Raw genomic sequence first — 10,806 nt, 5'->3', positions numbered from 1 at the left:
GACACTGGATTCCGCTCATCGCGCATCAAAGTTCAGCTTTTGCCGGGGGCTTGGGTGCGGGCATCCTCGCGCCTATGCCAAGATTTGCCAGTTTGCGCCAAGATTGACTGAGCCGGCGCGCACGTGTGCTCAGCAGGACGTAAGACAGAACGCCGAACGCAGCGCCAGCACCTCCGACGCCGACTGCAACAAAGGGAGTTGAGATGAACTTCGTTGGTTGAACCGAAACAGCTGCCGGCGCAGACGTGAGCTCACGTTGAGTCCGCTCGACCGGCACGAACACAACCGCCACTTTGTCGTATGCCAGCCCCTCAATGCTGTTGGCGACGAGCATCTTGATCTGGGGCAGCAAGGCTGAGAGCTTTGCATTGGAATCATGTCGGATGAACACCGAGGCCGAGGACGGGGTGGCATCTTGCCGCAAAAGGTCGTTCTTCGGCAGAACAACATGAACACGCGCGGAGATAACCCCGTCGATATCGCTGATCGTGCGCGATAATTCTTCGCTAAGGGCATAAACGTAGCGGGCGCGCTCCTCAACCGGGGATGCGACCAGGCCGGATCCCTTGAACACCTCGCCAAGGCTCTTGAAAGGTTGGCGGGGCAGGCCCTGGTCATTCAGCACGTCGATCGAAAAAGCCAGTTGCTTTGCTTCGACTTGAATCGTGCTGGTACCATCCTTGCCAACAACACGGACGGCATCGACCCCCTTGCTAAGGAGAACAGCAAGCATCTCGTTGGCTTCACGCTCCTGGACCTTCGTATAAAGATCGGTCTTGCAACCGCCTAACGACAGCAGAAGCGGCAATAAGGCTAAACCATAAAGCCGCCTCCCCGTGGCCACGCTACGGCCGATCTTTGTTTGCGCCAAGACAATCATCACCCGCCGCTCAGCCCGCTGACATCAGCTTATTCATAGAGGAGCCGACAGCACTGGCACCCTTGGAGATGAGCGACACCTGAATGACCCCCTCATAAACATTCCGCAGATTCGCCAATGTCGATTCGAAGTGATCCACGCCTTGCGACCCGCCGACCGGATGCACCTCGACTTCGTGCGAGCGCAGGACGGGCTGCGCAGCCGGCCCAGGCGGAATGCCCGCCACAATCGGCTCGCCACTTACCTGCGAGGGAAGTGCGCTGGCTGGCAATGGTGCGGCTCGGTGCACTGCAGAAAGATTCTGAAGAAGGCGATCGCCAAGCGGGCCGGCGTGCGGAATTGCACGCTCAAGTTCCGACACCGGCGCTGCGCTATGCTTCACGGAGACTAAACTCTCTTGAAACTTTGCCTGCGCGGACGAACAGGCATTGGAGAGACATTCGGCGGGGTTGGCAGAGATCGGCGTAACGCCTAACGTTGTGGATGAGATCATGCTCGCACGTGATGAGATTAGCTGTTCGTTGGCGTGAACGGGCACCCTAGAGACGCCAGCTGACAAAAAGCTGACGAGAATCAGGATCCAAAATTCACGCGCCGGTCCACCTAGCGACGAATTCTCCGCTCCCAATTTTGGACGAATTTTGGTGCGTCTTCTCGCGCGCGAAATGAGGAATCCTTACCGAGCCATGACGCTGCACATATTCAAGAACGTTCTGAATGTCGGGGTTTTCCTTTTCGTGGGCCTCGCCGGGCTGCACGGTGCTGAGCTGGCGCTCCCAACGACGCCTTATAGCTACACGGTCCTGGATCAGGATCTCGCGTCCGTACTGCAGGAATTCGGCAACAACCTAAAAATTCGAGTCAATGTCAGCCCAGAGGTCAAGGGACGGATTCGCGGGCGCATGCCGGATCTTGCACCGCGAGAGTTCCTCGAACATTTGGCCAATCTCTACAATCTTCAGTGGTACTACGATGGACTCGTACTTTACGTATCCGATGCGCACGAGGCGCAGAGCCGTCTATTTGTCTTGAATCCGATCACGTTCGATGCATTCAAGTCGGCACTGGATTCGCTTAAGATCTCCGATGAGCGCTATGTCGTGAAAGCGGCAACCGGAGATGGCGTCGTCTTTGCTTCCGGTCCGCCTCGGTTTATGGCGCTTGTGGAGGAAACGCTGAAAGGCCTAATGGCGGAGGCGCAGGCGCGGCGGAACCCTGCGCCAGTCGAAAAGCCGCGCGAATCGGCCTTGATGTTGTTTCGGGGGTCCTCAAGCATGATCATTCGTGGTGGACCGGAGAGTTTTCTCTCGCCCGACGCGCCGCATCAAGACAGCGTGATTCACGGGCCTGGTCTCAGCGAGAGATAAGCTGACGCCAAGACTGACATGCGAACGAACTCAATGCGCTCGCCTACCCTCTGTCCCTTCTTAGAAACCCAGTGCTGGCCTCACGATGGAGCGTTATGTACAGGATGATCAGCGCGGGCGCACAATGACGTTAACGTCGGGCCACGGATGCTCCAACTGGAACTCCGCCAACTGGCTGAGCATATATGAACGCGAAGTGAGCCCAATCAGCTTCGATGACTCAAGAGCTACTTCCTTCGCCCATTCCACAGCGCCAACGATCGCAATCATTAAAGCTATACACCGCGAACATCTCACGATGCCGAATTGCGCTGATTGGAAGGGCAGTAAAACAGCCTTGCAGGATTGCGCAGCCCTTGCGACGGCTAATCGGGCCTACCAAGAGGCCCCGCAGCTTCGGGCAAGACCGGTTTTGTGTCTCAATTCTTCTGAGCGCCGTCAGCTTCTGGAAAGCTAACTGGTCCTATCATAGCCAGAGGACGATCTAGATTGTAGCGGGACTGAGAGCTTAATCGGAAGTATCTGAGCTCTTGGACTCTGCCCGTCCACGCTATTTCTTCGTCTCGAGCTCCGGCCGCACCACATGACGGGATGTGGTGCAATTTCCTGTCAAAGGACACATTGATGTCAGTCACCAACTTATCCGTGACCAACGCAACTACGGCTTTCTACGGGCCTGCTCCCTCGGTGCAGGAGGTTTCGAGTTTCGAGGCGATGCTGGCCGGTTACTCCTTGAAAGACACGAGCTCCGATCATTCCGCACCGCCTGACGATGGCGCAGCAGAGTCGATCAAAGAACTTACGGCGGGGCTCTCGCAGGAGGCGCAGAATATCCTACCCCCAGATCTCAGGGCTGCACTGGAAGCATCTGCCCAGGCCCCGCAGCCATCCCCTGCTGCGAGCCCAGCTCCGATTGCGGCCGCGCCAGTGCCCAGCTCGAGGGTTACGTGGAACGGCGGCACCTTGACCAATTCCGAGTTGCAGATTGTATCCATTCTGAACCGCCACAAAGACAAATGTCCGCTCGATTGGAACTCTCTTGGAGATTTGGCCAATGATCCCACCACGCCTTCGGATCTGAAGGCGGCGATCCAGGGACTGCAGCAGGACCCGGAGCTCTTCTATGCCATAGGCTCGCAAGGCGACGGCCGTTGTGGCGGGAAGATCAAGGCAGGTGATCTCTCCGCCTTCTCCGATCATCACTCACAGGTTGCCGCATTCCAGGAGCAGCGGGCGCAGAACTACGAAAATAACTACATTCCTTCGGACGGCGCAGGCAATGGCCAGCCATCGGTCATGGCTGAAACCGATGCATTGCGTGAGCTATATCGGTATTCCGACAACCTGCCCAAGAACCTAAGTCTCGCCGATTTCAAGCAGATCGTCGATGGCGATGCCAAAACCGGTAAATGCCCGCCTCAGGTTCTCGCGGCCGCTCAATACTTCCTCAGCCATCCCGACGAGTGGAAACAATTGTATGGCGGCTCGGTAGACAAGGTCCACAAAGAGGACTTCTTGCAGGTTGCCTCATCAGCGATGAATCTGACGCAAGCCGAGCTGGACACGCTCGCTACGATCGACAGGAACCAAGGCGCCTTTTTTGGAAAGGGCGACCTGACCCGGGACAAGCTGGCGAGCATGGCCGATGACAAGAGGCTTGCCCCGGATGTGCGAAAGGCCGCCTCACAGCTGCTCTCGGATCCTCTCTTATTCGGATTGATCAACAATTCGATCACAGGCTACAAAACCCACCACAAGTTCTTCGACTTTGGCGGCGGCCATACCGTCGATTCCGGCAACATCAGCAATAAGGATTTCACGCACTTCTTCAACAATATGTCGGCCGCAAACCGCACTGCTCACCTGTCGAAGACGCACGTCGCTCAAACGACTGCCGAGCAATCTGCTGTTGCGGACATGGAGATGGGCGCGGCGGATCAGCCCGACATCAAGTCACCAAAGAAAAATGGAGGCGCCTTCATGCACGGACTTGATGACGTGCTGAAGGTTGGCTCAAAGGTCCTCGACTGGGCTGCCACGGCGGTTGGTGTACTTGGCTTCGTTCCAGGCCTAGGCGAATTAGCCGATCTGGCGTCAATGGAGCTCGAGAGCGAGGCGCAGATAGCAAATCTACTGCACACCGCGATCACAGGCGGAAATATCAAGCAAGCACTGGAAGAAGCGGGCCTCGGTATTGCAGCGCAGGCGGTCGGCTGCATCTCCGGACCGGAGGTCAAGCTGGCCATGCGCGAAGGCTTGGCGAAGCAGGCAATTCAAGAAGCCGCGACGGCCGGCGTCGACCTGCCGGTTTCGGTGGCCCAGTCCTACGCGGAGAATTATTTGCAGAACCTGAAGGAACGCGTTGCGTCCGAGCGTACCCAAGCTGTAGACGCTTACACCTAGTCAGAGCGACGCAAATCGTCTCAGATCACCGCCTGACAAAGACAGCTTGCGGAGCTCCGCCCGGTGGGTCCGCGAGTCACGCAAGCTTTGCCAGTCTCACGTTCTTTCGTCCAGGCCAGACGATTTTTTATCGCCCGTTGCGCGCCGCGTTGCTGTTAGCTGTATAGATCGCCGACTTCACGATCAGCTTCAACGCAGTCCACCGTTGCCACGATTCTTTGGAAGCCCGTCCGAAACCGGTCCCTTGACTATCGGCTCTTTTAGATGCGCCGAGGTAGAACTCGAATGAGCCAGTGTCGAGGACGAAGCGCCCAACAAAGCGGTCCGAAGCCGAATGTCACCACATGAGTTTTAGACGTCTGCGGCGGAGCGGCAAGCTGACCCATCGCAGTTCGGTTGATCGGGAACTATCGTTCTTCGCGCGCGGATCGTCTGAGCAAGCCTCATAGCTCATTTCTTATCGTATCGAGACAATTCGCTGGTTCTGGGAAGCAAATTCGCACAAGAGCTGCCACCGACGCCGGCCACGCTGTAATGGAGCCAAACGCGGCAATTAACCCTCGGCTCGATTGTATTTTCTTCGGAGCTCGTCAGCTTGCCGAAAGCTAACACGGACAGAATAGGGACAGCGGAGACAGCCTCCATCCGCATGACTTAAATTGCAAAGGAGAACCCGATGCGCATTTCCGGCTTAGGCCACCCCGCGCCAATTGACAGCGAGCTGCGTGCGGCTCATGGGCACAAAGAGCCTTCGCACGCAGCTGGCGCGCATGAGGGGCATCCCAAATCGCCTGTTGCAAGCAGCCCCCCTGCAAATGGCGCGTCGGGTCCGGATAGCAACAGCAACTCGCATGACGCAGCTATGCGCCAAGCATTCAACACCGTTCTCGGAGCCATTGCTTTCCAAATGGTAGATAGCCAAATGGCTTCTTTGTCAGATGCCATGACCGAGACGGAAGAAGATACCTGACGTCGCATGTCGTCGCCAGGTTATACGAGCCGCTACTAGCGGCGAACTCTCGATAAAACAGGAGAAACGATATGCCTCACTCACCCGTCAGCGGCTCGACTGCAGCCGAGACAGCTAACACAGCTGCCGCCACTGTTGGTTCCACGGCTTCCGACGTTGCGTCACAGGCTGCGTTCCAAAAGGAGCTCGCCGCTCTCACCGCCACGAGCTTGCAGGCCACTCAGCGAGATGTGGAGCTTCGCGTCGTCTCGACGAACCTTACGACCATCAAGAAAGTAGCCGACGAGCGCGTGCAGTAACAGACAAGGTGGGAGACACCGTCGTCCCACCTTTCCCGAGTAACGTAATCCGCCAAGTCGTAACGGGCCGTGCGGCTTCGCCGCACGGCTTCGTTCGCTCTTCAGGAGATCGACCGTGCATGAAATGAATTCCCCGCATTTTGAGGTGCTGTCGGGGCTTTACTGCGGGGTTACCGGCAAAACTGGTATGGGACCGAGCCTGATTGGTAGCGGCTTGGATGCTGACCTAGTCTTTATCGAGCAAGGGCTCGAACCGCATCATGTTCGTGTCACGCCATATCGCAATTCGATCGAAATCGAGGCTTTTGCGACGGAAGTTGGGATCGAGGGACGCGAGACCATTTCCCCGAACGAGCGCGTTCTTGTTCCTCTTCCGACGGTCATGCATTTGGGCGAGATGTCCATTCGCTGGTCCATTGAGGGTACTAAACAAACTGCCTCTACTGGTCGCTGGCTCGCGACCATCGCACTCGCCTCAGTCCTGATCAGTTCTGTCGCGGTCGGCGCAGTCTCAACCAGTTTCTCCCAGTCGGACGAGGTGGTTGGTTTGAGCGCCGATGTGGGCCGTGGCAACGAAGTTGCAATGAAGCCAACCCCCAAGGCTCCCTATGCTCTGATGACCGATGCAGCTGCCGAAGAGCTGCAACAGGAGGTCGAGCGCGCGGGGCTTTTCGATATCAAGGTCGGGTCTGGGGCGGGAGTTGTTACCGCTGATGGCACGGTTACGCCAGCTTCGCTGCCTAAATGGCAAGAACTCCAGCAACGGTTCGATGACCACGGCAACGGCGCTTACGTGCTCATCAACACAGTAGCGGTAAAGCAAGAGAAGGCGCCCTCCTCCATAGCTGTCGAGGCTGTCTGGCGCGGAAGTGACCCTTATCTGGTCATTGCTGGCCAGAAGTATTTCGTGGGCGCGCTGCTGAATAATGGATGGACCGTCAATGGGATCGAGGAGGGACGCGTGCTCCTTAGCCGGAATGGCCGGCTGGTTGCACTCCCCTATTAGAGTTTCCGGCCCGCAGCTCAGAAGGAAAGTGTCATGACTAGGCTGTCCCAGCATTCCGTCGCGCCTGGCGCCTCGTTTCAGGGGCTTACGGTGGACGATCATCTACCTGCCGCCTCGCCCACTATACGTCAAGCGAAGGGCACCGAACTCAAGGGAACGCATGCAAATAGCGGCCAGAGCTACAAGACTTTTCAGGATAGCCCCCCGCAAGTTCGGCTTGTAGACGCGACGGTCGAGACCGCATTGGAGCTACACTCGATTGATCGTGTCTCGCGCATCAACGTCAACGAGGCTCAAGTCCAGTCCGGTGAGATCAAGTCAGGCTCAGAACTTGCTTGGCTTACTGGTCCGAGTCTTGCGGAGAACCTGCTCTCCTTCGTTACACCGCGTTTACGCGATACGGGCGTCCTACGCCCAGAAAAACACAGCTTACTTGTGCAGGGTTTAGCCGATGCACTATCTACCGTGCCAGAAGCACCGATGGCGCGTGAAGGAATAGCGATTTTGCAAATGGAGCTGCGCCATTTGATCCTACTCCGGCAGAATAAGAACGGCTTGATCGAAGGCTAGAAAATGGGCGAGCCAGAGGAGCGCAACACATCTGCCCCGGGGCCACGCGGTTCAACAGCCGGTGATGTCTTGCTGATCTCGACCAACGAACGCGATTTACTTTGCGCGCTTTCGTATGTCCATCTTGCGTGCGGGCAGAGCGCACAGTGTCTCGCTTTATTGCGACTCGCAGCTCACGAAGGTTCTCAAGACGTCGACCTGCTTCGCATTCTGGCTTACGCTCTAATCTCTGAGGGCCACGGTGACGAGGCATTGGTAGCTTTGGATCGGCTGGACGAACTTGACGACCAGCCGTCTTCCCGTCTGCCTTTGATGCTCTTGCGCAGTCACGCTCTGCGTCAGGCCGGCCGCATGGCTGAGGCCCATGCCACATTCAAGAGCTATGTATCACTACGGGGCAGCACCGCTCCAATCAAGGAACAATAGACCCTTTATGCCCAACCTCCTGCGTAGTTTCATCGTACGCGCGCCGGCCAATCCGGACTTGATGGTCGCGTTGATGCTCCTTCTGGCGGTCGGAATGATGATCATGCCGATCCCGATCGTAGTGATCGACATGCTGATCGGTTTCAACCTCGGTTTTGCCGTACTGCTGCTGATGGTTGCGCTCTATCTCAACACACCAGTTGACTTTTCGTCCTTACCGGGCGTCATCCTCATCTCCACCGTCTTTCGTCTGGCTCTTACGGTGGCAACAACGCGCTTGATTCTCGCGGAGGGTGATGCGGGCAGCATCATTCATACGTTTGGCGATTTCGTCATATCAGGCAACATCGCCGTTGGAATTGTCATATTTCTGATCGTGACCATGGTGCAATTCATGGTTCTCGCCAAGGGGGCCGAACGGGTCGCAGAGGTATCAGCGCGTTTCACGCTTGATGCATTGCCTGGGAAGCAGATGGCCATTGACGCCGAGCTGCGCAACGGACACGTCGATCAGCACGAAGCTCGCCGTCGGCGCGCTGCGCTAGAGCAAGAGAGCCAGCTTCATGGAGCCATGGACGGCGCTATGAAATTCGTGAAGGGCGACGCCATCGCCGGGCTCGTAGTCATCTGCATCAACATGCTGGGCGGCATCACAATCGGTTTGCTCTCCAAGGGCATGTCGCTTGAAGATGCGCTCGATCAATATACGATCCTGACCATAGGTGATGCGCTAATTTCGCAGATTCCGGCTTTGCTGCTGTCAATTACAGCCGCAACCATTGTCACTCGTGTCAGCGGTCCTTCCAAGCTGAATCTTGGTGCCGACATCGTGAGCCAACTTACGGCCAGCACACAAGCGCTACGGCTAGCCGCCTGCGTGCTGGCTTTGATGGGCCTCGTCCCCGGATTCCCCTTGCCACCGTTCATGATACTGGCCGCACTCTTTGGCGGGGCGAGCCTTGTCAAGGCTGGTGCGCTGGGCGCCAACACCGCGGCCAAGGCGGACGCCAAGACGGGCACCGATATCACTGGTTCGGCTCCAGCTGCCGCACAGACTCAGACTAAAACCGTGCCTGCGGAGGCACTTCCGATCACACTATTCCTCGCACCAAACCTGACACATGCAATCGACAAAGAGGAGCTCGAGGGTTCCATCCGAGACGTTTCTGCGCTGGTCTCATCTGATCTTGGCATCACAATCCCACGTATTCCCACCCGAGTCGACCAGCGCCTATCGGACTCGCAATTCAGGGTAGATGTCGAGGGAGTGCCTGTTGGCGGGGATTTTGTTGACCCCACGCAACTCGTGCTCGACGACGACGTGGCGAACATTGAATTGAGCGGTATCCCCTTTCGGCAAGATCCAGAGAAGAACCGGATTTGGATCGAACAAAGTCATGCGCCAGCTCTCAAAGCTGCCGGAATAGGGCATCGCGCTCCAAGCGAAGCCATCGCCTTGCGAGTAAAGTCGGCGTTGACACGGTATGCACAGCGGCTGGTTGGCATCCAAGAGACGCGACAATTGCTGGCGCGAATGGAGCAGGAATATGCTGATCTCGTTAAGGAGGTGCTGCGCACGACCCCGATCCCCCGGATAGCCGATGTTCTACGTCGATTACTAGACGAGGGCATCCCTATTCGCAACACGCGCCTGGTCCTCGAGGCGCTGGCAGAATGGAGCGAGCGCGAGCAAAATGTCGCCCTGCTCACCGAATATGTTCGCTCCGGTCTCGGACGTCAGATCTGTCATCGCTATGCCAATGCCCACGGAGTTGTGGCTGCGTTCATTGTCGAGCGTGAAACCGAGGAAATCGTGCGCGCGGCGGTGCGCGACACCGCGGTCGGTCCCTACCTCGTTTTGGAGAACCACGAGAGCGAGATGCTGCTTTCACAATTCCGTCAGATCCAATCAACCATCGCACGCAGTCAGAGGCCGCCCGTCATTCTCGGGCCAATGGACATCCGGCGGTTTCTGCGGGGATTTCTCACGCGCAACGGGATCGATCTTCCGGTTCTGTCTTATCAGGATCTCGCCTCGGATTTCACGGTCCAGCCGATTGGATCCGTCAACCTCGGTGCCGCCAAGCATAAGATCCCCTCAGGAGCGCGCCTTGGCGCGACGGCCGATTAGCTAGCAGAGCACGGCAGCCGGTCGTAAGGTCATGTTATGAATTCATATCAGATGGATACCCCGCGGAAGTTGTGCTCCCGTACTGCGAACTTGCGCATAGCTATCCTCCCACTTCTGCTGCTTGGAAGTTGCACGAGCTGGGATAAGCCAGGACTTTCAACACAGCAGATGCCGGCACCAGAGCTACAGGGCACCAGGGAGATCGATGCTGCTACGCGCGAACGCTCTGCATGCGCCGTACGTGGGGACCTTGACGAGGAGGCTTTGCGTGATGCGTTGAAGAAGCGGCCCGACGACGTCGACGCTGCCATTCCCCTTGCGCGTGCTCTGCTGGCTCGAAATTGCCCGGATCAGGCGCTTGAGGTACTTGACAAAGTCTTACTCGCTGCCCCTGGCGACTTGCGCATATTGAACGCGAAGGGGGTTGTCCTTGACAGCGAGGGGCATCACCAAGAAGCACAAGCGCTATATCGGCAAGCTCTCGCAATGGCTCCTGACAGCCCGATGCTGACCAACAACCTCAAGCTCTCGCTTGCCCTCGATGAGAAGGGCAAAGCCGGGCGCCCGAATCTACAACCGCGGTCCGACTCGCCTAACCAGACAGTACAATAGCCGTAGTCGCCTCTTCGCCGCAGGTTCTTGCACATTAACCGCGCCGTCAGGTTTATGCCGCTCAGCCCTCATCCGCTTAGGTCTGATGGTCTCATGAGACCCTGGATGCAAACGGGATGATCCCGCGCCATTCTGATGGTGT

At 57.3% G+C, this 10,806-nt stretch carries 9 protein-coding genes; 7 read left to right on the top strand and 2 right to left on the bottom strand.

Annotated features, from left to right (window positions below; genetic code table 11):
* Nucleotides 1–25 precede the first annotated feature (25 nt).
* Complete coding sequence (sctJ, locus tag SO139_RS22720; RefSeq protein ID WP_449378501.1) at nt 26–880, bottom strand: type III secretion system inner membrane ring lipoprotein SctJ; 855 nt, start codon at nt 878–880, stop codon at nt 26–28.
* 10 nt (nt 881–890) lie between these two features.
* Entirely contained in the window at nt 891–1,373 is a 483-nt protein-coding gene (locus SO139_RS22715) for a nodulation protein NolB (protein WP_498540584.1), read from the bottom strand.
* A 193-nt stretch (nt 1,374–1,566) separates the two neighbouring features.
* Here SO139_RS22715 and SO139_RS22710 point away from each other — a divergent pair, with 193 nt between their 5' ends.
* The 7 genes from SO139_RS22710 (at nt 1,567) to SO139_RS22680 (ending at nt 10,664) form a co-directional block, all read left to right on the top strand.
* Complete coding sequence (locus SO139_RS22710) at nt 1,567–2,247, top strand: secretin N-terminal domain-containing protein (RefSeq protein WP_449378447.1); 681 nt, start codon at nt 1,567–1,569, stop codon at nt 2,245–2,247.
* A 714-nt stretch (nt 2,248–2,961) separates the two neighbouring features.
* Complete coding sequence (locus SO139_RS22705; protein ID WP_498540610.1) at nt 2,962–4,650, top strand: HrpF/NolX family T3SS translocon protein; 1,689 nt, start codon at nt 2,962–2,964, stop codon at nt 4,648–4,650.
* Nucleotides 4,651–5,326: 676 nt separating this feature from the next.
* Nucleotides 5,327–5,620 carry a hypothetical protein gene (locus tag SO139_RS22700; RefSeq protein ID WP_449378446.1) on the top strand — a complete coding sequence of 98 codons (294 nt, stop codon included), beginning with the start codon at nt 5,327–5,329 and terminating at the stop codon, nt 5,618–5,620.
* A gap of 423 nt (nt 5,621–6,043) precedes the next feature.
* Nucleotides 6,044–6,925 carry a SctD/MshK family protein gene (locus SO139_RS22695; RefSeq protein ID WP_498540609.1) on the top strand — a complete coding sequence of 294 codons (882 nt, stop codon included), beginning with the start codon at nt 6,044–6,046 and terminating at the stop codon, nt 6,923–6,925.
* A gap of 33 nt (nt 6,926–6,958) precedes the next feature.
* The gene (locus SO139_RS22690; RefSeq protein ID WP_449378444.1) at nt 6,959–7,495 is read left to right on the top strand and encodes a hypothetical protein; all 537 of its coding nucleotides are present in this window, start codon (nt 6,959–6,961) and stop codon (nt 7,493–7,495) included.
* 433 nt (nt 7,496–7,928) lie between these two features.
* Nucleotides 7,929–10,052, top strand: a complete 2,124-nt coding sequence (gene sctV / locus SO139_RS22685) for a type III secretion system export apparatus subunit SctV (protein WP_498540583.1) — start codon at nt 7,929–7,931, stop codon at nt 10,050–10,052.
* 264 nt (nt 10,053–10,316) lie between these two features.
* Nucleotides 10,317–10,664, top strand: a complete 348-nt coding sequence (locus SO139_RS22680; protein ID WP_498540582.1) for a tetratricopeptide repeat protein — start codon at nt 10,317–10,319, stop codon at nt 10,662–10,664.
* The last annotated feature ends 142 nt before the right edge of the window (nt 10,665–10,806 follow it).

This window comes from Bradyrhizobium sp. UFLA05-89, assembly GCF_059803475.1.
Note: the sequence above shows the minus strand (reverse complement) of the source record. Positions and strands in the feature narration are given on the sequence as shown.